The following is a 21382-nucleotide window of genomic DNA, read 5'->3' on the forward strand; positions in this document are numbered from 1 at the left end:
CTAGTCGAGTCGGCCTGCGCGGAAGATGTAACGGGGCTAAAATATAGTACCGAAGCTGCGGCATCAATCGAAAGATTGTTGGGTAGGGGAGCGTTGTGTAAGCGGAAGAAGGTGAATCGAGAGGTTTGCTGGACGTATCACAAGTGCGAATGCTGACATAAGTAACGATAAAACGGGTGAAAAACCCGTTCGCCGGAAGACCAAGGGTTCCTGTCCAACGTTAATCGGGGCAGGGTGAGTCGGCCCCTAAGGCGAGGCTGAAAAGCGTAGTCGATGGGAAACGGGTTAATATTCCCGTACTTGGTAAAGCTGCGATGTGGGGACGGAGAAGGTTAGGTTAGCGTACTGTTGGAGATGTACGTTTAAGTTGGTAGGTGGGTAGACTAGGCAAATCCGGTCTACTGTCAACACAGAGAGATGATGACGAGGCTCTAAGGAGCTGAAGTAACTGATACCACACTTCCAGGAAAAGCCACTAAGCTTCAGGCTTTACTAAACCGTACTGAAAACCGACACAGGTGGTCAGGTAGAGAATACTCAGGCGCTTGAGAGAACTCGGGTGAAGGAACTAGGCAAAATAGCACCGTAACTTCGGGAGAAGGTGCGCTGGCGTAGTGTGAAGTTCTTTGCGAATGGAGCATGAACCAGTCGAAGATACCAGCTGGCTGCAACTGTTTATTAAAAACACAGCACTCTGCAAACACGAAAGTGGACGTATAGGGTGTGATGCCTGCCCGGTGCTGGAAGGTTAATTGATGGTGTAATCGAAAGAGAAGCTCCTGATCGAAGCCCCAGTAAACGGCGGCCGTAACTATAACGGTCCTAAGGTAGCGAAATTCCTTGTCGGGTAAGTTCCGACCTGCACGAATGGCATAATGATGGCCAGGCTGTCTCCACCCGAGACTCAGTGAAATTGAAATCGCCGTGAAGATGCGGTGTACCCGCGGCTAGACGGAAAGACCCCGTGAACCTTTACTATAGCTTGACACTGAACCTTGAATTTTGATGTGTAGGATAGGTGGGAGACTATGAAGCGGTAACGCCAGTTATCGTGGAGTCGTTGTTGAAATACCACCCTTTAACGTTTGATGTTCTAACGAAGCGCCTGAAACGGGTGTTCGGACAGTGTCTGGTGGGTAGTTTGACTGGGGCGGTCTCCTCCCAAAGCGTAACGGAGGAGCACGAAGGTTTGCTAATGACGGTCGGACATCGTCAGGTTAGTGCAATGGTATAAGCAAGCTTAACTGCGAGACAGACAAGTCGAGCAGGTGCGAAAGCAGGTCATAGTGATCCGGTGGTTCTGAATGGAAGGGCCATCGCTCAACGGATAAAAGGTACTCCGGGGATAACAGGCTGATACCGCCCAAGAGTTCATATCGACGGCGGTGTTTGGCACCTCGATGTCGGCTCATCACATCCTGGGGCTGAAGTAGGTCCCAAGGGTATGGCTGTTCGCCATTTAAAGTGGTACGCGAGCTGGGTTTAGAACGTCGTGAGACAGTTCGGTCCCTATCTGCCGTGGGCGTTGGAGAATTGAGAGGGGCTGCTCCTAGTACGAGAGGACCGGAGTGGACGCATCACTGGTGTACCAGTTGTCTCGCCAGAGGCACTGCTGGGTAGCTAAATGCGGAAGAGATAAGTGCTGAAAGCATCTAAGCACGAAACTTGCCTTAAGATGAGTTCTCCCCGACTTTAAGTTGGTAAGGGTTGTTTGAGACTAAGACGTAGATAGGCTGGGTGTGTAAGCGATGTGAGTCGTTGAGCTAACCAGTACTAATTGCCCGAGAGGCTTAACTATACAACACTCAAGGGTTTTGGCTTGTTTTTGATTGAGAGAGTAGAGATTTTAGAGCGGAAGGCTTTGAAGTCTGTAGATAAGAGAGATAAGCTTTAGATAAGCGAAAGAATTATCTTGGCGGCGTTAGTGCAGTGGACCCACCTAAATCCATGCCGAACTTAGAAGTGAAACGCTGTAACGCCGATGGTAGTGTGGGAGTTTCCCATGTGAGAGTAGGGCACCGCCAGGTTTTGAATGAAAGAAGAACGCCATTGAGGGAACTCAGTGGCGTTTTTCCATTTTTGGAGGGAGGAGGATATTTTCACTCTATGGCTCAAAAGATAAAAGAGGCTTGAAATCTAAGTAGGCTATTAAATTTTTGAAATTCACTTTTTGCAAGGTCAAATAAAAATTTCTATTTTTATTCAAAATAAGAGAAAAGGATTTATATAGCTGCTAAATTATTTAGGATATCCAACTAAAATTTCATTCCAATCTGGCTGAGTAAATTGAATTGCCAGTTTATTTGCCTTTTTATTAAAAGAGCGGTGTAATTTAGTTAGATTTTGGGCTTTCCAACTATTACCCGATTTTTCTGTGCATTTCTAAGAGCCAATATTTTTGTTCTGGCGTGGCGAAATGTTGTACTAAAATAGTATGGGTGTTGAGGTTGGTGTGGCAAATTTGTCGATCATGTAATTGACGGATTAGTCGCAATACTCATTCAAACCCTGCTTCAAATAAACGCCTATCCATCGTAGCTGAATAAATCGTGAATGTAATTAAGCTATTTTGCTCTTTGATTTGAGCTGCAACAGGTGATGTGCGCAGGTATCGTTTAGCACTTTATTAGGCATAAGGGCGGTAATAAAAGGTATCCAATTCTGTTTCATCAATAAAACGGCTTAATATTCATCGCATTGTTCCAATGTATGTTGATAAGCGGCTACTTGCTCTGGTTTTTGCTCTCCTTTATAGCGGGCTGTCTTTTTTACGCGTAATACCCAAAATTCACTCAAATAAGTCATATTTGAGCGATTTTGTAAGTGTGGTGCTTTTTTGTTAATTATTTACTCGCCAAAATCATTGCTTTTTTGAGGATGGTGATTTTGCTCAGTGGTATCAACAAATGCGGGATAATGTAGATAGTCGCCCTTATTGGCAATATAGTGCCGTCAATGATGATCGCACCCGTCCAAGTCATAGTGCGATGAATGGTTTAGTATATGCCTACGATGATCCATCTGGCACACCTTTTACCCGCCTAATGGCTTTAATTGCCGTTGTACGGTGATTGCCCTTGCCGAGCGGGATATTAAGCGGCGTAATTTAACCGTGAGCCAAAGTGAAGGGCGATTGGTGGAATATGAGCGTAAAATTAACCAACGAGAAACCGAGAAAACCACGGCGTTTAAGGTCAATGAAGATCGTTGGGTGATTACTGACCGTGGCTTTGATTACAATGTAGGGCGCACAAGTTATAAACCCAATTTAGACCTGTACCCCGAAAAACTCGCTCACCAATTTACTAAACGGGAAATGAGTGGTACTGGCTTTAAATGGGATTTTAAGCAATTTGAAAAAGAGTTTAATACCGCTAAACAGGCATTAAAATTAGGTGATAAACCGAATAGCACGCAACTGACTGCCATCCGTAACCAGCTATGCCGTGAATATAAATTTACTGCTGGGGTGCTAAATGCAGAAGATAAAGCCAAACTCGCTAGCCAAACGGCAACCGTGTGGCTGTCTGATGATACTTTGATTAAGCAGTTTAGTAGTCGAGAGGGGCAAAACTTTGAGGCGGAAGAATATGCCGTATTGCCTGAATTAATCTATCAGCCAGATCTTATTAAGGAAGGAAAACAGAAGAAGCATTTTGAATTATATAAAACCATTGATGGTAAAAGCTATATAGCCGTAATTAAAGTGCTAGAAAAGGAAATCTTTGTGCAGTCATTTAGACGAGGAAAATTATAAATTAGCCACTAGGTAGGGCTCCCTACACCTACACACGCTCTCGCACATTTAAGTAGCTTTGAGGCTATTCAAACAGGCTGCGATCGGGAGATTCATCGCTTTTCTAGTGGCTATGATGACTATACCCCTTTTTATTTTTAATGACAATAGGAGATGCAATGGAAACATTACTTAACGACAAAAATTGGCAGGCTTACTTACCCTTAGCTTTGAGCCTACAGGAAAAAGATGAGATTAAAGCCGCATTGCTGAAAAACATAGCGCAAACCCCTGACAGTTTTACTGCGCTATGTGAATACTTAAGATGCTTACGCATTATTGAAGACTATCCGTTAAAAACAGAATAAGGCGATATAAACGAAATACACACGGGGTATTATGATCGAAATAAAAATCAACAACGAAAAAGAAGTGTTTGAGCTATTGGAACGCTTAAGCCAAGGTGTGCGTTATAACGCCCCTTTAATGCGTGTCATTGCGGGGACAATGCAATCGGCGGTAGATCAAAACTTTCAGGCAGGTGGGCGCCCCAAATGGTTGGGGGTAAAATCTCGCCCGAATGGTTCGCCTTTGATTGATAGTGGGGCGTTACGTAATAGTATTCGCGCCAGTTGGGATAATGATGAAGCTATTGTTGGCACGAATTTTGCTTATGCCGCTATTCATCAATTTGGCGGAAAAACCAAGCCCCATAAGATTAAGGCAGTAACCAAAAAAGCCTTGAGCTTTGGGGGCATTGTGCGAAAATCCGTTAATCACCCGGGGAGCAATATCCCAGCTCGTCCATTTCTGGTTTTAACCCCACAAGATGAAGCGGATATTTTAGAGGACGTACAAGCCTATTTTCAGCGTTTGATAAAATAATGCTATTTAGCCCCTAAATCGCACATTGTGCGATTTTTTCTTTTATGGGTACAATTTATCATTCCAAAATTTTTAAAACAAATTAAAGCGATTTAAAACGGTTTTAAAATGGGTTTGCTACTCTCTTTACCTTTTTATTTATTCTTTGCACTTAAATCTGTGCTGAACGTCAACACTTCTTTTCTCCTTTCTCTTTCTCGTTATGTTTGTCTTCATTGGATGAATGAGGACTTTTTAGGAAATTAGACTTATAACTGAGTGATAACGAAGAAAGTTTGAATATCTGCGCATACCATTTGTAATGAATAGCTCAGTTAAGTAGCAAAAAATGAAGTAAGTGACGAAGAAACGACAATGCGAGAAAGTGGATTTAAATACAAAATAAATGTTCTAAAAATGCTCTGCACTTGAGGTATCAAGCACAGAGCAAAGAGCGGTAGTTTTTCTACAAATTTTTATTTTTGATAGAAATACAGTCCTTGGAACGGTTCAAGTGTGAACTGGCTTGTTACTTGAGGTTCAGTTACCTGAATATGGCTATTTTCAAGTAATATCCATTGCTGGTTTGCCAAGTTTTCCGGCAGTTTAATGTGTTGTGGCTCGTTACTTAAATTGGCTAAAACTAACAATTTTTCATCCGCACTTTCACGCAAATAAGTCCATAGGTTTGGTGAAGTTGGATTGAGATCTTGGTAGTTTCCTTCAATGAAAATTGGATATTGTTTGCGTAAGGCGATTAAGCGTTGATAAGTATAAAATACCGATTGTTCATCAGCCAAAGCCTGTTCTACGTTAATCTCTGTTTGTCCAACACCAATCCAAGGTTCAACTTGGCTGAACCCGCAGTAAGTGCCATTATTCCATTGCATTGGTGTGCGGCTATTATCGCGAGATTTTTGTGCCAGAATTTTTATTAATAGGTTTTCATCCATTCCTTGTTCACGCAGTTCAGCGAACATATTCAGGCTTTCTACATCACAATATTGCTCAATTTTCGAGAAGTTTGGATTAATCATTCCAATTTCTTCACCTTGATAAATATAAGGCGTGCCTTCCATTCCGTGTAATACCATTGCTAGCATTTTGGCTGATTGTTGATGCCATTTGCCTTCATCACCAAAACGCGAAACAATGCGTGGTTGATCGTGGTTACACCAAAATAGTGCATTCCACGCTTTGCCGTGCATTCCTTGTTGCCAATAATTAAAAATTTGTTTTAATTCCACAAAATCAGGTTTGGCGAGTGTCCATTTTTCACCATTTGGATAATCCACTTTCAAATGATGGAAATTAAAGGTCATTGATAATTCTGAACCTTGCTGATTGGCATATTGCTGACAATGCTCAAGGCGGGTGGAGGACATTTCACCCACTGTCATTAAGTTACGAGGTTGGAACACTTCGCGACTTAATTCTTGCATAAATTCGTGGATGCGTGGGCCATCGGTATAGAAACGACGTCCATCACCTTGATTATCATCAGGAAAATCTTGTTGCTTGGAAACCAGATTAATGACATCTAAACGTAACCCATCTACGCCTTTGTCTGCCCAAAAATGACAAATTTTTTGTAATTCTGACCGCACTTGTGGATTTTCCCAATTCAGATCTGCTTGCTCTGTGGCGAAAAGGTGTAAATAATGTTTGCCCACGCGTTCATTCCATTTCCATGCGTTGCCACCAAATTTAGAACGCCAGTTATTTGGTGGGGTAGTGGCATCATCCCCTCGCCAAATATAAAATTGGTGATAAGGGCTTTGTGGATCTTGTGCCGCTTTGAACCATTGATGTTCCGTTGAAGTGTGATTAAACACCATATCCATAATAATACGGATATGACGTTGATGCGCTTGAAAAACCAGTTGCTCAAAATCTTGCATTGTGCCGTAAATGGGATCGATGGCACAATAATCTGCCACATCATAGCCATTATCTACTTGAGGCGACACATAAATTGGCGTGATCCAAATGGCATCTATGCCCAGTTTTTGTAAATAATCTAAGCGCTGAATAATGCCTTGTAAATCACCAATGCCATTGCCGGTGGTATCTTGGAAACTTTTTGGATAAATTTGATAAATTACGCCGTTTTTCCACCATTGAGGGTGAGAAAGTGCGGTATTTTTTTCTATCATTTTTGCCTCGCTGTTATTGTGGAAGTGTGCCATTGGCAGCACGACGTTTATACACGATCATTGTTAAAATGAGTGGCACAACCACGGCAACCACCATCGCAAAGGCAAACACACCCCAGAATGGTAATTGAATGGAAAGAATGCCGGGTAAACCACCCACACCAATACTGTTTGCCAGCACGCCATTTAAGCCACAAATTAGACCTGCACAAGCTGAGCCGATCATTGCACAAAGCATAGGGAAACGGTATTTCAAGTTGATCCCATACATTGCAGGCTCGGTAACACCTAGGTAAGCAGAAATGGTTGCTGGCACAGAAATTTCACGTTCATTGGCTTTTTTGCTTACAATTACAATGGCTAACACCGCAGACGCTTGTGCGATATTTGAAAGGGCAATCATTGGCCATACGGGCGTGCCTCCAATATTTTGAATCATTTGCATATCAATGGCGAGGGTAGTTTGATGAACCCCCGTGATAACTAATGGAGCATAAAGAAAGCCAAATAACGTTGCACCGATTGGCGCGAAACTGCCTGTTAATCCTGCGCGGACGACATAAGCCACGCCATTACCGATTTCACGACCAATAGGGCCGATAATAGAATGCGCAAGGAATACGGTGATAATTAACGAGGTAACAGGCACAATCACTAAATTCAATGAAGCTGGCACAATGCGACGTAAGCGCGTTTCGATCCAGCCTAAGGCTAACCCCGCCATAATTGATGGAATAACTTGCGCTTGGTAACCCACTTTATCAATAGCGAACCAACCGAAATCCCACATTTCAGGAATTTTTGAGCCAAGTTCGTAAGAATTCATTAATTGTGGTGAAACCAAGGTTACCCCAAGCACGATCCCCAAAATGGGTGAGCCTCCCATTTTTTTTACGGTGGACCAACAAATTCCCACTGGTAAATAGAAGAAAATCGCCTCACCAATTAACCATAGGAAAGAATGGATAGTTGCCCACATTGGGTGTGTTTGCACCAAGGTTTTGCCGTCAAACATTGGAATATCCCCAATTACATTGCGGAAACCTAAAATCAACCCTCCGCTAATTAAGGCAGGTAAAAGAGGAATAAAGATCTCCGCAAAATGTGAGATAAATTGTTCATACCATTTCATATTTTGGCGTGCAGCGATTTTCGCTTGCTCTTTATTTGCCTCAGAAATTTGCGTTTGTTTGAGCAATTCTTGGTAATAAAGATCCACTTCAGGCCCAATCACCACTTGAAATTGCCCAGCATTGGTAAAGCAGCCTTTCACCATAGGCAACGCTTCAATGCCTTTCACATCAGCAATTTCAGGTTGATTTAACACGAAACGTAAACGCGTGATGCAATGGCTCGCTGTGGCAATATTCTCTTTCCCACCAATTAACTGGATTAATTGGGTAATATATTGAGGATGAATTTTCTTTGCCATAATTTTTCCTTTCGTCTAAAAAATGTTCGTGCGTATCTTACGCATTTTTATTTTTCTCTCAATGGGAACGTTCCCAATCTGTGATCTAAATCACAGATTTAGATGCAACGAAGGGGAATTAATGAATGAAACGGAGATTGAATACGCCAAATAGCGTGAAAATGCACTGTTTTAACCTTTTCTTTCGTATCAATTTGGCTATTGTTCATCTTGATCGTCTGTATTTCATTGTAATAAAAAGACATTATTTTACGGAAAAATGAGATATGGCAAATAGCGTAAAAAGATCTAAACCAACCCACAATCAATGCAATTCGCCTTAATTTCTTTGTGTTTCAGTAAATGAAAGAGTTGTTTGACTGCTTGTTTACCGGCAGTAGTAAAGCCGAGATCGACACTCAAAGTTTGAGGGAAGAGAAATCGTAATAGCGGATTGTTACCGATGCCAGCTACGCGAATGTGAGTAATTTGGTGTTCTTGCAACCATTTGACTACTCCGATTGCCAAGGTGTCGGTGGCACAGACAATGGCAGAAATTTGCGAAAAATCCACCGCACTTGCTAATTGATAAGCACTGTCATAGCTTAACTCACCTAGCACGGCATAAGGTGAAAGCTGATGAGCTTGACAAAAGCGAAGATAGGCTTGATGGCGCAAGTAACCTGTCGTCATATCGCTTTCTTGTACACCAAGATAAGCGATTTTTTGATGACCTTGTTGATGCAAGGTTTCAAGTAACAGGGTTACGGCACGTTGTTCATCATAGTACACACAAGAAAATTGCACATAATGGCGTGCAATAACCACTAATTTTTTTTCCCAACCTTGCAGATCTTGTTCTTCTAAACCTGAAAACGCAAACAAAATGACACCATCAACACGGCGTTGTTGAAAGAAGTTGAGATGTTCCTGCAAACGGTGCATTTCCATTTGGCTTTCTACAATAATGGGTTCACAGTTCGCCGCGTAGAGTAGAGGGAGCATTGCGGAAAGGGCTTGGTTTTCCGCATTAGACGTTAAACGCGTGACAATAATGCCGATCATTGGGTTGCCTTGCCCACGCATCGCCCGTGCAGATTGCGAAGGGGTAAAGTTATGTGCTTGAATAATCGCTTGAATTTTCTCGCGTGTTTCCTTACTCACGTTGCTATCTTGGTTTAATACGCGAGAAACTGTTGATTTTCCTACGCCAGCTAAGGCAGCAATATCTTTAATCGTGAGTTTTTTTGCCATTATTCAATCCTATGCAGAGAAGGCGCTCTTTTTAAAGTGCGGTGCTTTTTTGCCGTATTTTCATTTCGTGATTACTGAAACCTTGTACGAGATCTACGATTTTTTTACCATCAGGCAAGATTAAATTAGGGGCAATATCATACAATGGCACGATAACAAATTCGCGATTCTGCATATCATAATGTGGGATCGTTAAGCGTTCAGATTGAATGATGTCGTCTCCGTAAAGCAGAATATCTAAATCTAAGGTGCGTTCACCCCAACGGCGTAAACGGACACGCCCTTGTTCTTGCTCAATACGTTGCAGCTCATCAAGTAATGCTAATGGGGATAATGCAGTGGCTAGGCAGGCTACCGCATTGACATAATCAGGTTGATCTTGTGGCCCTAAAGGCTTGCTTTGATAAAAATGGCTGACGCGCATTAATTGTGAGTGAGGCAGTTGCCCTAACGCGTGCAGTGCGTTTTCTAATTGTTGCACTGGGGTAGCTAAATTACTGCCTAAAGCGATATAAACCTGTTTCATTATATAACTTGCTCTTTCTGGGTTTTACGTCTTCTTGGACGATAACGTTTTTTCTTTGCGATTGGATGACGTTTTTGATGCGCTTTCAGCAACTCGTTACGTTGTGCGTCATTACTAAATTGATATTCGTGCCACCAAGTTGCCAATTCAATGGATTCCCCCCCTTCCACTTGTGCGCGCATTGCGAGCAAATCAAAGGCTGCGCGGAATTTAGGGTGCGCCATTACACGTATTGGGGCGTTACCATTACGTTTGAGCAATTGTAATTGTAAGAACCAAATATCACGAATCACCCCAGTATGGCGGCGCGGTGCAGCAAGGCTTGTGCAAAGCTGATCAAGAATGTCGTTGCTGGCTAAGGCGTAGGCATCGTGGTTATTTAAGCCACCTTCATTTTTCAGCATTTCCACTTTTTCTCTTAATGGATACCAGAAAAAGCAGGCAAATAAAAAGGCGGGGTTAATGCGTAATTTATCGGCAATGCGTTCATCGGTAGAGGTGAGCGCAGTCAAAATCATTCGCTCTGCAAAGCTATCTTGCTTTTCAGTGAAATAAGGCATTAGCGTTGGGAAAAGCTGATCAAACAAGGTGTATTGGCGCAGTAGATGATAGGTTTTTACGCCATTACCTGTTTGTAAGAGTTTTTGTGCCTCATCGTATAAGCGAGCTGGCGGAATATTGCGTAATAGGTGTGCCATTTGTTTGATTGGCGCTTCTGTCGGCTTTTCTAAAAACATATCCAATTTTGCTATAAAGCGAATGGCACGCAACATACGCACAGGATCTTCTTGATAGCGAATGACGGGATCACCAATTAAACGTAATTTGCCCGCTTTAATATCTTCAATGCCGTTGTAGAAATCACGCAGCGTGTTATCTTGCGGATTATAATAAAGGGCATTTACGCTGAAATCACGGCGTTCCGCATCTTGTTCTAGCGTGCCGTACACATTATCACGCAGTAACATTCCTTCATCGCTTTGCTTAGATTGGCGTTCGTTATTATGTTCAGAATGGCTAGCACGGAAAGTGGCGACTTCGATAATATCACGTCCAAACATCACGTGTGCCAAGCGAAAACGGCGACCGATCAAACGGCATTGGCGTTGAAAAATGGCTTGAATTTGTTCTGGACGGGCATTGGTTGCCACATCAAAATCTTTGGGTTTTTTATCCAGTAACAAATCTCGCAAACAGCCGCCTACCACATAGGCTTCATAACCGTGACGTTGTAATTTTTGCACCACCGTAAGTGCATTTTTACTGATCATTCTCGGTTGAATACCATATTGTGACGCATTAATAATATGTTTCTGAGAGCGATGAGCTGTTTTGCCTTGTGGTTTTTTTTCTCGTGACGTGGCATTTTCTACTAAAGCCACAGCAGGTCTAGCTTTGCTAGGGCTGGCTTTAATCTGTTTTTTATTTGCTCGTTTATGGGAAATTTTTTTCGAGCTCGTTTCTTGTGTTGCGTTATCTGTTTTCTTTTTAAACAGATTTTTAATTAAGGTTAAAATAGCGAACCCCTTGCTTAAAAAGCGAAATGACATTAATCAAAAGTGCGGTGAAAAATTACCGCACTTTGTAACTTAATAAACCTCTTTATGTCGGCGCATTAGCCGATCATCTGTTTCTCACGAATTTCAGATAAGGTTTTACAATCAATGCAAAGATCGGCGGTTGGGCGAGCTTCTAAGCGGCGAATACCAATTTCAATACCGCAGGAATCACAATAGCCGAAATCGCCACTGTCGATTTTTTTCAGTGTATGTTCAATTTTTTTCATTAATTTACGTTCACGATCGCGATTGCGTAATTCTAAGCTAAATTCCTCTTCCTGCGTGGCGCGATCTGCGGGATCAGGGAAGTTTGATGCTTCATCTTGCATATAAGCCACAGTGCGTGAGGTTTCTTCTTGAATTTGTGCGTGCCACGCTTCAAGGATTTTTCTAAAGTGAAGAATTTGATCATCATTCATATATTCTTCACCTTCTTTTGGTTGATAAGGCTCCACTCCGGCTAACGCTAATAAACTTAAAGAGGATTGAGTCATTGGTATCTCCTAATAGTAATTCATCCATTTTAACTTAGTATAACTGACCTCATTATCACCATAGGAATAGCAAAATTCAGCTATATTTTTGACCGCACTTTCGCGTTAAGTTAAGACTTTTTGAGGAGAGCCTATTTCCATCTCAAAATTAGGCTCTTTTTAAAGAGCGGTATAAATATCAGAACTTTGAGCAATTGGCAAATAAATTTACATAAGAAAAAATATTTTTACAAAATAAATCTCAATTTTGCGATCTAGCTAACAAAATGCCAGCATTCAAAATGGCTAATTGCGAGGAAAACATAAAAAAAGACTAGACAAGCTTTTAATTGCGCGAGTATCTTTTAAGCATCGTTTTTCAAAAAGAGAGAGACAAAATGCAAACATTTTCATTAATCAAAACAAAAGGCTATATTAATGGTGAATATGTCGAAAGTGCAAATGGGCAAACTTTTGCGGTGCTAAACCCTGCAACACAACAAGAAATTTGCCAAGTGGCCGATTTAGGTGTAGTAGAAACAGAACGTGCCATTTTAGCCGCGGAACAAGCACAGAAACAGTGGAAACAGACATTGCCGAAAGAGCGAGCGAAGATTTTAACCCATTGGTATGATTTGGTGTTGCAACATCAAGAAGCGCTTGCACAACTCATTAGTTTAGAACAAGGAAAACCGATTGCTGAAAGTCGTGGTGAAGTGCTTTATGGGGCAAGTTTTATCCAATGGTTTGCCGAAGAAGCAAAGCGAATTCAAGGGGATATGTTGCCGTCAGATAAAGGTCATCATCGTTTAATGGCAATAAAACAGCCTATTGGTGTGGTGGCTGCCATTACCCCTTGGAATTTTCCTAATGCTATGATTACCAGAAAAGCTGCACCTGCTTTGGCGGCTGGCTGTGCCGTGGTGCTAAAACCTGCACCTGAAACCCCATTATCTGCCTTAGCCCTCGCGGAATTAGCCAGCCAAGCGGGGTTGCCAAAAGGTTTGTTGAATGTCATTCCTACCACCCAAGCCGTAGAAGTTGGAAAAGTGCTTACAGCAAGCCCAATTATTCGCAAATTAACGTTCACCGGTTCAACCAAGGTGGGCAAACTATTAATGGCACAATCGGCGAGTACGGTGAAAAAATTATCCTTAGAACTGGGAGGCAATGCCCCAGCTTTGGTATTTGATGATGCGGATTTAGACACTGCCGTGGAAGGTGTGTTTGCGTCTAAATTCCGTAATGCAGGGCAAACTTGTATTTGTACGAATCGCATTTATGTACAATCGGGAATTTATGCGGCATTTTTGCAAAAATTCAGCGAAAAAGTACAACAAATTACCTTGGGTAAAGCCAATGAACCTAATGTAACAATGGGGCCATTAATCCGCCAAAGTGCTGTGGATAAAGTACAGCGTCACATTGATGATGCGTTACAAAAAGGGGCGAAACTTGTACTTGGCGGTAAACCTGCCAATCTTGGTGGCACATTTTTTCAACCCACTGTTTTAAAAGACGTTGACCAGACAATGTTAGTTGCTAAAGAAGAAACCTTTGCTCCTTTAGCACCAATTTTTAAGTTTGACACGGAAGAAGAGGGCATCGCAATGGCAAATGATACCGAATTTGGGCTAGCAGCTTACTTTTTCACACAAAATATTCATCGTATTTGGCGAGTCTCAGAAGCCTTAGAATATGGTATCGTGGGCATTAATGAAGGATTGGTTACGAATGAATTTGCCCCATTTGGTGGAGTGAAAGAATCAGGTATTGGGCGAGAAGGTTCTCGTTATGGTATAGATGAATTTTTAGAGCTAAAATACCTTTGTTTAGGCATAAAATAAAGTGCAAAAATAAGGGGCAAATGTTGCCCCTTTGTTGTGATGTTATGCCTCTAAATGTTGAATCAAAATCTTGGAACGACGCTGATAATTGTATTTTTCTCTTTTTTCTACGGGCAGATCTTCTACCTGAGCTAAGTAAAATCCTCGTTCTTGAAACCAATGTACTGTACGCGTGGTGAGGACAAATAATTTCTCAATTTGCTGTTCTTTTGCTCGTTTTTGAATGGCTTCTAATAAAATATCGCCGCGAGAAGAATTACGATAATCAGGGTGAACCGCAACGCACGCCATTTCTGCCATTTTTTCCTGTGGATAAATATTAAGTGCTGCACAAGCAATGATTACACCATCACGATCAATAATGGTGTAATTTGCAATCTCCATTTCAAGTTGCTCACGAGAACGTTTAACCAAGATGCCTTGCTGTTCCAATGGGTGGATAAGCTCCAATAATGCGGGAATATCCGCCACGTTGGCAAGGCGAATATGTTCTGAATTTTCCATTGAAAGCTGCGTTCCCACACCATCTCGAGTAAACAGTTCTTGTAGCAATGAACCATCTTCTTCATAACTTAATAAATGAGAACGTTTTACCCCCGCACGACAAACCTCAATCGCCGCCTGCAAGAAGCGGGCTTGCGAGCTGTGATATTGATTTTGGGAAATCAATTGAGTTAAATATTTTTCTGCCTCTTGGGGTAACAAATCGGCAATGGTTTCTTGCTGATCATTTAAAATACCTTGTGTATTAGAAAACGCGATCAGTTTTTCTGCTTTAAGTTTGATTGCCACTTGTGTTGCGATTTCTTCAAAAGGTAAATTAAAGGTTTCCCCTGTTACAGAAGGGGCGATGGGACCGAGTAGCACAATGGATCCCTGATCGAGTTGTTGCTGAATTTTTTCACTATCAATACGACGAATTTTTCCACTGAGTTGATAATCAACCCCCTCATCTACGCCAATCGGTTGTGCCAAAATAACATTGCTACTCACGACATTGATCACCGCTGAATGAGGTAAGCGTAAGGAAAGACGGGCGGCAATATCATAATTTAATTTACCTACTGCCTGTTTCACTACGTCAAGACTATGGGGATCGGTAATGCGAATATTTTTATGGTACGTTGGTGTAATGCCTTGTTGTTCAAGGAGATAATTAATTTGCAACCTTGCGCCAAACACAATAGCTAATTTAATGCCAAGGCTGTGGAGTAGGCTAATGTCATTGATAATATTGATGAAATTTGGGCTGGCAATGGTGTCGCCATCAAGCATAATCACAAAGGTTTTGCCTCTGTGCATATTTACATAGGGCGTGGATTGTCGAAACCACTGTACAAGTTCGGTGCTACGCATAACTTCCTTTTATAATTATTCATTTATCTTGAATTTATATTCATTTTTGAAAATATGCAAGGGAAATTTTGCTGAGATAAAAAATGCGGTGAAATTTCACCGCACTTTGTTTTTTAGCAATTAGTTTACTACGTTGAATTGTTCTTTCATTAATGCCGCAAAATCGGTGTAACCTCCTATTGGTTTTTCATCAATGAAAATTTGTGGTACGGTTTCGACCGGTTTACCTACGGAAGCAGATAAATCAGCTTTGCTGATACCTTCTGCGATAATATCCACATAACGATAGTCAAAATCGCTTAAGGTTTCTTTTAATTTGTCAGCAAGCTCTTTTGCACGTACGCAATAAGGGCAACCGGGGCGACCAAAAATAACAACGAACATAATGATTTCCTTCTGTTGAGGCTAAGCATATTGGCTAGATAAAAATTCAATAGAGACAAAATGCTTAGCAAGATAAAAAATTGTGTAAATTGTACTGATTATGGCAAAAAGAATAAAGGAGTTTTTTGGCATTGTTGTAATTGGTGTAATATATCAACATTGCACTCTGATAACGTCTATCTTGTAAAAGTAGGGAAAAATGAACTTATTAATGTTATGCCGTGAGCCTCGTCTTTATAGCTGTCAGCGTTTGAAAGAGGCGGCTGAAAGTTGTGGACATCAAATAGATATTCTTGATCCAAACCGTTTTGTGCTAAAACTTAGCGAAAATACACCGCACTTTGAATTGTATTATCAGCCAAATCGCGACACAGAACCTTATTTATTACCCGATTATGATGGGGTGTTGCCGCGATTTGGGGCGACTAGCACGCAGATGGGCTGTGCGGTGTTGCAACATTTTCAGGCAAAAGGTGTCGCCTGTTTAAATGATGTTGAGCCTTTTTTAAACGCGAGAGAAAAGTGGCGGAGCTTGCAAATTTTAGTCCAGCAAGGTATTGCTGTTCCGCCTTCTTTGCTGGCGGGTAATGAAACGCAGGCTAAACAAAGCCTTGAACTTATCGGCTCACCAACGATTTTGAAAACCTTAAGTGGATCACAAGGCATTGGTGTGATTTTAGCGGAAAGCCAAAGTAGTGCCAGCAGTATTGTAGAAACGCTTAATCACTCTGGCGTTCCCGTCTTAATGCAGCAATTTATTCGCGAGGCACAAGGTGGTGATGTACGTTGTTTTGTGGTTGGGGGTAAGGTGATTGCGACAATGGAGCGTAAAGGGCAAGCAGGCGAGTTTCGCGCGAATATCCACCGTGGAGGAACAGGTGAACAAGTGTGGCTAAGTGAGCAAGAAAAACAGATTGCCCTGTCAGCTACCCAAGCTTTAGGCTTAGATGTGGCTGGAGTGGATTTAATTCGCTCACAGCAAGGTTTGTTAGTGTTAGAGGTTAATGCTAGCCCGGGCTTAGAAATGATCGAAAAAACCAGCGGTTTGGATATTGCATTACAAATGATTTTGCATTTGGAGCGAAAAAGCCAAGCCAGATCAAAAAATAATGAATAAATAGCAAGTGCGGTAGAAAAATCGCGTATTTTTTGTTTTAATAAAGCCGTTTTCTCGCAATTCTTGCGGTTTCTAACGGCATCCGCCCAATTTAACTAGGTGAGGTTTTTATGATTATTTATTTGCACGGTTTTGACTCTAATAGCCCGGGTAATCACGAAAAAATAATGCAGTTAAAATTTATTGATGACGATGTTCGATTCATCAATTACAGCACCTTACATCCACGTTATGATATGCAATTTTTACTCAATGAAGTGCATAAATTCGTGTCAGAAAGCAATGATAAAACCCCACTCATTTGCGGTGTTGGTCTTGGTGGTTATTGGGCGGAACGCATAGGCTTTTTATGTGGTATTAAGCAGGCAATTTTTAATCCGAATTTGTTTCCCTATGAAAATATGCAAGGCAGAATTGATCGCCCCGAAGAATATCAAGATATTGCAACAAAATGCGTTGAAAATTTCCGTTTAAAAAATAAAGGAAAATGCTTAGTATTTCTTGCTACGCAAGATGATGTGCTAGATGCGCAGCGTAGCGCGGAAACCCTTTCCCCTTTTTATGAGATCGTTTGGGATAAAAACGAAGGGCATAAATTCAAAAAAATTTCGCAACATTTACAACAAATTAAAGCCTTTAAAGCAGGATAAAAAAATCGGGCGGATTGGAATTATCCGCCCGATTTTATTTGTTATCTAACCGTCTTCCCGTGTTTGTTGTTGAAATTCAAATTGTGGAGGCAGTTGGGGTTTTAATTCATCTTCATCAATTTTTTCTACATCTGGGGTATTAAGTAAAGGTTCTTCTTTACTGTGAGTACTTTTTTCCTTGCCGATTAGCTGTGGTAAAATTTTGCTGTAACTGCCTTTTGGTGATAAAGCGCTGGTGATAAAAGCACGGTTAAAGGCATCACCAAATTCTTTGTCTAGCACGGTGTCGTTTAAAATAAAATAGCCCTTGTTTGGCAAGGCAATGTAGCTTAATACATCATTAGGGGAGAAATCGGGAAAGATTTTTTGCAATTCCGCGAGCCAATTATCCGTATCCCCTTCTATCTTGAGGGCGTTGATTTCTTTGATTAAACTAATGGCGAAACTTTTGCCTTCCACGGGTTTATCAAAATTGAACGAGAGCATTAACGGGCGTTGATTTTCTTGATAATGGCCTGTCTCAGAATAGAGGCTTAAGGTGTAAATTTGAAACGGCCCCCAGTTATAATCAGCATTGCCGACCATTTTCCAATCTGCCCAAAGGGCGCTGGAAAATAAGGTAGAAATTAAAAATGCGACAAGTTTCTTTTTCATTCTTTTTCCTGATAAATTGCTTGTGGCGATTATAGCAAGTTTTTTATTTTCGACAGATTTAATTTGTACAAGTTGCTAAATTTCGCACAATTTGTTCAATTTGTTTTAAACCATTTAAGCGAGAGTGGCTCAATCGTTGTGCGATCCCAAGTTCATCAAAATAAGCGGTTAAATCAAAAGATTGTAATTGTGCCGCTGTTTTGCCGTTAATTTCTTGCAAAATCAGCCAAAGCAAGCCGTTAATAATGCGTGCTTCGCTGAAGGCATTAAATAGGAAAGTGCGGTCGTTTTTTTCTTCAAATTTGAACCAAACCTTGGCTTCACAGCCAGAAATAGGTTGCATTTGAGCAAGGGTTTGTTCATCTGGGCGAGAGAGCATTTTTCCGCTTTGAATGATGAAACGGTAGCGATCTTCCCAGTTTTTAGCGTTTTTTATTTTTGTTCTCATTGCATTAATCTAACAGTGCTAAAGCTTTATCCAAGGCGTTAAAAAAGTGTTCAATATCTTGCTCATTATTATAAGGGGCAAGAGAAAGGCGTAATGTACCACGTTGTCCAAGCCTTGCCAAATAAGGTTGTGCGCAGTGTTCGCCTGCGCGTAAGGCAATATTTTGTTCGGCTAAAAGGGTAGCGAGATCAGAAAGATCAATATGCTTAAATAAAAAGCTAATAATTGGGCTGTGATCGTGATACGCAAAAAGCTGACAAGTGGGATATTGTTGCAAGCGCGCGATGATTTTTTTACTTAATTGAGCCACATACTGATGTGCGGCATTTTTATCCCATTTTTCCAGCCATTCTAGCACCGCATTAAAGCCGATTACCCCAGCAATATTGGGCGTGCCAGCCTCTAGTTTATAAGGCAGTTCAGCAAATTCGGTATGCTGTGGGCTGACTTTCTGAACCATTTTTCCACCGAATAGCAAAGGCTGAAGTCGGTTAAGTGCGGTCAATTTTCCGGCTAAAACGCCAAGCCCTGTGGGGCCATAGATTTTATGTGCCGAAAAGGTGAGAAAATCCACATCAAGCTGTTGTAAATCAATCGGGAGATGATGAATGGCTTGTGCTGCATCAGCTAAGATTAACGCGTTACTTTGGCGGCGAATAATGGGGATGAGATCGGCTAAAGGCTGTACCACACCTGTTACATTCGACATCATATTTAATGCCACAATTTTGCAGGTTTTTTGCACCGCACTTTTTAATGCACGATCATCAATAACGCCGTTAGTCTGCAATGGGAGGACGATTAGTTTCGCGCCTGTTTTTTGGCTTAACTGTTGCCAGCTAACAAAATTGGCGTGGTGTTCCGCTTCGCTGATGATAATTTCATTTTGTGGCGTAAGCTGTGGTAATAAGCCGTTAGCCACCAAATTAATGGCGTGCGTGGTGCCTGATGTCCAAATAATGCTTTGTTCACTTTCTGCATTGAGCAGTTTTTTCACTCTAGAACGAGCCTGTTCATAGCGCGCGGTTTGTTGTTCATCATATTGGCTGCGATGTACCGATCCGGCGGATTGATAGAAAGCAACCGTCGCATCAATCAAGGCTTGCGGTTTTAAGCTAGTGGCTGCGCTGTCGAAATAAACGGCTGCGTTAGGTTGTTGAAAATAAGGGAAATTTTTCCTAAATTCTGCGGGATTAAAAGCCATAGAATAATCCTTTCTCTTTTTGTTGGCGTTTTTGTTTACGCTGTTCACTTTGTATTTTTCGCCATTGTTCAGGTGGAATGGGTTGCGGATCTTGCCATAAGCCGATGCGTTGTGAGCGTGCCTGCTGTTGGGCGGTAAAATAGTGTTGATCTTTTGCATAACGAGCATACACCCACGCCATTCCTTGCTTTACCATCATAAGATTTACATTTTGACCTTGTTGGTTGAACACCGTCGCGAGTGTACGTTGATAGCGGTCATAGCCTGTAATTTGAAGCTGAACAAATTGTTTATAAATCAGGTTTGCTAACGCTTGACGCGATTTATTACCAAAAGGTTGTTTCTTTTCTGGGGCATCAATGCTGTCTAAACGGACTTTGATCTGTTTGTTATTTTCAAGCAAGCAACGGAACGTATCGCCATCAGAAATCGCAACCACACGGCAAGGGATGATGCGTGTCGCATTGGCTTGGGGAAGCCAAAATAGTATCATAATAAAGAACAAGAAACGCTTTTTTAACATTCTGATCACATTGATTTTAAAAACTTTTGAAATTTTCCTTATTGTAACGAAAAGCCATAACAAAACGAATAAAATAAGAGTAGAATTATTGTGATTTTAGTCAATTAACAAATTTGTAGCGGTATGACCCAGAAGATTTTTCAGTTATTACGTTCTTTTGCGATTCTTTTTTTAATGCTTTTTCTCGGTGAGCAAATCGCTCGTTTTATTCCTATTGGCATACCGGGGAGTATTTGGGGATTGCTTTTATTATTCACCTGCTTAATGTTACAAGTGATTAAAGTGCATTGGATTTTTGCAGGTGCAAGCCTGTTAATGCGTTATATGGCGGTGCTGTTTGTACCAGTAAGCGTGGGGATTATTCAATATTCTGATCTTTTACTCCGTCAGGCCAAGGTGCTATTAATTCCTAATGTGGTTGCGACAATGCTGACATTAGTGCTAAGTGGCATTTTGGCGGATTATCTTTTTTCCCAACAGTCTTTTGCTGGATTACGCAAAAAAGTCTTGAAAAAACGGGCTAAGGAGAGTAGATGATTTACGCCTATACTTTGCTCACCCTTGTGGTGTTTAGTGTTGCATTACAAATTAGTAAGCGTTTGAAATCAATTATTTTTAATAGTTTTATCCTTACCGTGGCAATGTTGATCAGTATTATAGTAATGTTTGATGTACCTTATACCGATTATATGGCTGGTAATACGCCGCTAAATCATTTATTAGGCGTGAGTGTGGTTGCCTTAGCCTTGCCCTTATATGAACAATTTCGCCAAATTAAAGAATATTGGAAAACGATCTTATTTATCACCGCACTTTCTTCGCTATTCTCTATGCTAGTGGGCGCGCTACTCGCCTTGCTATTAGGGGCAGAACCGGAAATTGTCGCGACCATTTTACCGAAATCAGTTACCACGCCCATTGCGATGGAAATTGCACAAAATATTGGTGGTATTCCTGCCGTTGCCGCGGCAGCCGTATTGATTGCAGGACTACAAGGCTCAATGTTTGGCTATGTAATTTTGAAAGTAATGAAAATAAAATATGCGGAATCCATTGGGCTTTCCATTGGTGCTGTTTCGCACGTTTTAGGTACGGTGAGTTGTATGGAAGTCGATCCTAAAGCGGGGAATTATAGCTCAATCGCCTTAGTGCTTTGTGGTATTCTAAGTTCCATTTTTGCCCCTTTTGTATTCAAATTCATTTATTTTTGGGTTGTGTAG

The 21382-nt window shown here is 41.4% G+C and carries 21 protein-coding genes, 2 rRNA genes and 1 pseudogene (1 of these 24 cut by a window edge); 11 read left to right on the forward strand and 13 right to left on the reverse strand.

Annotated features, from left to right (window positions below):
- Positions 1–1798: ribosomal RNA gene (locus L4F92_RS05190) — 23S ribosomal RNA — on the forward strand (it extends 1101 nt beyond the left edge of the window).
- Positions 1799–1911: 113 nt separating this feature from the next.
- Positions 1912–2027 (forward strand): 5S ribosomal RNA (gene rrf, locus L4F92_RS05195).
- Between the two features lie 211 nt (positions 2028–2238).
- Here the strand turns inward: rrf and L4F92_RS11120 are convergent.
- A pseudogene (locus L4F92_RS11120) lies at positions 2239–2494 on the reverse strand (lipopolysaccharide kinase InaA family protein).
- 412 nt (positions 2495–2906) lie between these two features.
- Between L4F92_RS11120 and L4F92_RS05200 the strand changes: the two are divergent.
- The 4 genes from L4F92_RS05200 to L4F92_RS05215 all read left to right on the forward strand — a co-directional run bounded on the left by L4F92_RS05200 (position 2907) and on the right by L4F92_RS05215 (position 4621).
- The gene (locus L4F92_RS05200) at positions 2907–3071 is read left to right on the forward strand and encodes a phage minor head protein (protein ID WP_250364464.1); all 165 of its coding nucleotides are present in this window, start codon (positions 2907–2909) and stop codon (positions 3069–3071) included.
- Positions 3068–3757 (forward strand): PBECR3 domain-containing polyvalent protein, encoded by a 690-nt coding sequence (locus L4F92_RS05205; protein WP_250364465.1) that lies wholly within the window; start codon positions 3068–3070, stop codon positions 3755–3757. Before L4F92_RS05200 ends, L4F92_RS05205 begins: the two co-directional genes overlap by 4 nt.
- A 158-nt stretch (positions 3758–3915) precedes the next feature.
- A complete protein-coding gene (locus L4F92_RS05210; RefSeq protein ID WP_250364466.1) occupies positions 3916–4104 on the forward strand; it encodes a hypothetical protein in 189 nt (62 codons plus the stop codon).
- Positions 4105–4135: 31 nt separating this feature from the next.
- Entirely contained in the window at positions 4136–4621 is a 486-nt protein-coding gene (locus L4F92_RS05215) for a phage virion morphogenesis protein (protein WP_250364467.1), read from the forward strand.
- 455 nt (positions 4622–5076) lie between these two features.
- Here L4F92_RS05215 and treC read toward each other — a convergent pair whose 3' ends face one another.
- The 6 genes from treC to dksA all read right to left on the reverse strand — a co-directional run bounded on the left by treC (position 5077) and on the right by dksA (position 12000).
- Positions 5077–6756 carry an alpha,alpha-phosphotrehalase gene (gene treC / locus L4F92_RS05220; protein ID WP_250364468.1) on the reverse strand — a complete coding sequence of 560 codons (1680 nt, stop codon included), beginning with the start codon at positions 6754–6756 and terminating at the stop codon, positions 5077–5079.
- 13 nt (positions 6757–6769) lie between these two features.
- On the reverse strand, positions 6770–8188 hold the full coding sequence (treB, locus tag L4F92_RS05225) for a PTS trehalose transporter subunit IIBC (protein ID WP_250364469.1): 1419 nt from the start codon (positions 8186–8188) through the stop codon (positions 6770–6772).
- 288 nt (positions 8189–8476) lie between these two features.
- Complete coding sequence (gene treR / locus L4F92_RS05230; protein ID WP_250364470.1) at positions 8477–9421, reverse strand: trehalose operon repressor TreR; 945 nt, start codon at positions 9419–9421, stop codon at positions 8477–8479.
- A gap of 31 nt (positions 9422–9452) precedes the next feature.
- Positions 9453–9947, reverse strand: coding sequence for a 2-amino-4-hydroxy-6-hydroxymethyldihydropteridine diphosphokinase (folK, locus tag L4F92_RS05235; protein ID WP_250364471.1), 495 nt, complete (start codon positions 9945–9947; stop codon positions 9453–9455).
- Positions 9947–11443 carry a polynucleotide adenylyltransferase PcnB gene (pcnB, locus tag L4F92_RS05240; protein WP_442778767.1) on the reverse strand — a complete coding sequence of 499 codons (1497 nt, stop codon included), beginning with the start codon at positions 11441–11443 and terminating at the stop codon, positions 9947–9949. The genes folK and pcnB overlap by 1 nt, the downstream gene beginning before the upstream one ends.
- A gap of 119 nt (positions 11444–11562) precedes the next feature.
- Positions 11563–12000, reverse strand: coding sequence for an RNA polymerase-binding protein DksA (gene dksA / locus L4F92_RS05245; RefSeq protein ID WP_250350415.1), 438 nt, complete (start codon positions 11998–12000; stop codon positions 11563–11565).
- Between the two features lie 377 nt (positions 12001–12377).
- Between dksA and L4F92_RS05250 the strand changes: the two genes are divergently transcribed.
- The gene (locus tag L4F92_RS05250) at positions 12378–13826 is read left to right on the forward strand and encodes an NAD-dependent succinate-semialdehyde dehydrogenase (protein ID WP_250364473.1); all 1449 of its coding nucleotides are present in this window, start codon (positions 12378–12380) and stop codon (positions 13824–13826) included.
- A gap of 42 nt (positions 13827–13868) precedes the next feature.
- On the opposite strand, the gene argA is transcribed toward L4F92_RS05250, so the two are convergent.
- Both argA and L4F92_RS05260 read right to left on the reverse strand, forming a co-directional pair.
- The gene (gene argA / locus L4F92_RS05255) at positions 13869–15182 is read right to left on the reverse strand and encodes an amino-acid N-acetyltransferase (protein ID WP_250364474.1); all 1314 of its coding nucleotides are present in this window, start codon (positions 15180–15182) and stop codon (positions 13869–13871) included.
- 120 nt (positions 15183–15302) lie between these two features.
- Positions 15303–15566, reverse strand: coding sequence for a GrxA family glutaredoxin (locus tag L4F92_RS05260; protein ID WP_250364475.1), 264 nt, complete (start codon positions 15564–15566; stop codon positions 15303–15305).
- 199 nt (positions 15567–15765) lie between these two features.
- On the opposite strand from L4F92_RS05260, the gene L4F92_RS05265 reads away from it, so the two are divergent.
- Positions 15766–16683, forward strand: coding sequence for an ATP-grasp domain-containing protein (locus L4F92_RS05265; protein ID WP_250364476.1), 918 nt, complete (start codon positions 15766–15768; stop codon positions 16681–16683).
- A gap of 110 nt (positions 16684–16793) precedes the next feature.
- Positions 16794–17333 carry an alpha/beta hydrolase YcfP gene (gene ycfP, locus L4F92_RS05270; protein WP_250364477.1) on the forward strand — a complete coding sequence of 180 codons (540 nt, stop codon included), beginning with the start codon at positions 16794–16796 and terminating at the stop codon, positions 17331–17333.
- A 45-nt stretch (positions 17334–17378) separates the two neighbouring features.
- Here ycfP and L4F92_RS05275 read toward each other — a convergent pair whose 3' ends face one another.
- Genes L4F92_RS05275 through L4F92_RS05290 form a run of 4 tightly spaced genes read right to left on the reverse strand, consistent with a single transcriptional unit; the run spans position 17379 to position 20162 of the window.
- Positions 17379–17987, reverse strand: coding sequence for a hypothetical protein (locus L4F92_RS05275; protein ID WP_250364478.1), 609 nt, complete (start codon positions 17985–17987; stop codon positions 17379–17381).
- A 58-nt stretch (positions 17988–18045) separates the two neighbouring features.
- On the reverse strand, positions 18046–18435 hold the full coding sequence (locus L4F92_RS05280; RefSeq protein WP_250364479.1) for a SufE family protein: 390 nt from the start codon (positions 18433–18435) through the stop codon (positions 18046–18048).
- A 4-nt stretch (positions 18436–18439) separates the two neighbouring features.
- On the reverse strand, positions 18440–19639 hold the full coding sequence (locus tag L4F92_RS05285; RefSeq protein WP_250364480.1) for an aminotransferase class V-fold PLP-dependent enzyme: 1200 nt from the start codon (positions 19637–19639) through the stop codon (positions 18440–18442).
- A complete protein-coding gene (locus L4F92_RS05290) occupies positions 19629–20162 on the reverse strand; it encodes a thermonuclease family protein (RefSeq protein ID WP_250364481.1) in 534 nt (177 codons plus the stop codon). Before L4F92_RS05290 ends, L4F92_RS05285 begins: the two co-directional genes overlap by 11 nt.
- Positions 20163–20285: 123 nt before the next feature.
- Here L4F92_RS05290 and L4F92_RS05295 point away from each other — a divergent pair, with 123 nt between their 5' ends.
- Together L4F92_RS05295 and L4F92_RS05300 are read left to right on the forward strand one after the other, a co-directional pair.
- On the forward strand, positions 20286–20699 hold the full coding sequence (locus L4F92_RS05295) for a CidA/LrgA family protein (protein ID WP_250364482.1): 414 nt from the start codon (positions 20286–20288) through the stop codon (positions 20697–20699).
- Positions 20696–21382 carry a CidB/LrgB family autolysis modulator gene (locus L4F92_RS05300; RefSeq protein WP_250364483.1) on the forward strand — a complete coding sequence of 229 codons (687 nt, stop codon included), beginning with the start codon at positions 20696–20698 and terminating at the stop codon, positions 21380–21382. The genes L4F92_RS05295 and L4F92_RS05300 overlap by 4 nt, the downstream gene beginning before the upstream one ends.

It is taken from the genome of Avibacterium sp. 21-595 (assembly GCF_023611905.1).
Taxonomy (GTDB): domain Bacteria; phylum Pseudomonadota; class Gammaproteobacteria; order Enterobacterales; family Pasteurellaceae; genus Avibacterium.

Excerpts from the sequence above, each read along its gene's own strand:
- dksA (WP_250350415.1), bottom strand. The coding sequence starts at position 12,000 with ATGACTCAATCCTCTTTAAGTTTATTAGCGTTAGCCGGAGTGGAGCCT.
- L4F92_RS05260 (WP_250364475.1), bottom strand. The coding sequence starts at position 15,566 with ATGTTCGTTGTTATTTTTGGTCGCCCCGGTTGCCCTTATTGCGTACGT.
- treR (WP_250364470.1), bottom strand. The coding sequence starts at position 9,421 with ATGGCAAAAAAACTCACGATTAAAGATATTGCTGCCTTAGCTGGCGTA.
- L4F92_RS05210 (WP_250364466.1), top strand. The coding sequence starts at position 3,916 with ATGGAAACATTACTTAACGACAAAAATTGGCAGGCTTACTTACCCTTA.
- L4F92_RS05275 (WP_250364478.1), bottom strand. The coding sequence starts at position 17,987 with ATGAAAAAGAAACTTGTCGCATTTTTAATTTCTACCTTATTTTCCAGC.
- argA (WP_250364474.1), bottom strand. The coding sequence starts at position 15,182 with ATGCGTAGCACCGAACTTGTACAGTGGTTTCGACAATCCACGCCCTAT.
- L4F92_RS05280 (WP_250364479.1), bottom strand. The coding sequence starts at position 18,435 with ATGAGAACAAAAATAAAAAACGCTAAAAACTGGGAAGATCGCTACCGT.
- treC (WP_250364468.1), bottom strand. The coding sequence starts at position 6,756 with ATGATAGAAAAAAATACCGCACTTTCTCACCCTCAATGGTGGAAAAAC.
- L4F92_RS05250 (WP_250364473.1), top strand. The coding sequence starts at position 12,378 with ATGCAAACATTTTCATTAATCAAAACAAAAGGCTATATTAATGGTGAA.
- L4F92_RS05285 (WP_250364480.1), bottom strand. The coding sequence starts at position 19,639 with ATGGCTTTTAATCCCGCAGAATTTAGGAAAAATTTCCCTTATTTTCAA.
- L4F92_RS05215 (WP_250364467.1), top strand. The coding sequence starts at position 4,136 with ATGATCGAAATAAAAATCAACAACGAAAAAGAAGTGTTTGAGCTATTG.
- folK (WP_250364471.1), bottom strand. The coding sequence starts at position 9,947 with ATGAAACAGGTTTATATCGCTTTAGGCAGTAATTTAGCTACCCCAGTG.
- L4F92_RS05300 (WP_250364483.1), top strand. The coding sequence starts at position 20,696 with ATGATTTACGCCTATACTTTGCTCACCCTTGTGGTGTTTAGTGTTGCA.
- L4F92_RS05200 (WP_250364464.1), top strand. The coding sequence starts at position 2,907 with ATGCGGGATAATGTAGATAGTCGCCCTTATTGGCAATATAGTGCCGTC.
- L4F92_RS05290 (WP_250364481.1), bottom strand. The coding sequence starts at position 20,162 with ATGTTAAAAAAGCGTTTCTTGTTCTTTATTATGATACTATTTTGGCTT.
- L4F92_RS05265 (WP_250364476.1), top strand. The coding sequence starts at position 15,766 with ATGAACTTATTAATGTTATGCCGTGAGCCTCGTCTTTATAGCTGTCAG.
- ycfP (WP_250364477.1), top strand. The coding sequence starts at position 16,794 with ATGATTATTTATTTGCACGGTTTTGACTCTAATAGCCCGGGTAATCAC.
- L4F92_RS05295 (WP_250364482.1), top strand. The coding sequence starts at position 20,286 with ATGACCCAGAAGATTTTTCAGTTATTACGTTCTTTTGCGATTCTTTTT.
- treB (WP_250364469.1), bottom strand. The coding sequence starts at position 8,188 with ATGGCAAAGAAAATTCATCCTCAATATATTACCCAATTAATCCAGTTA.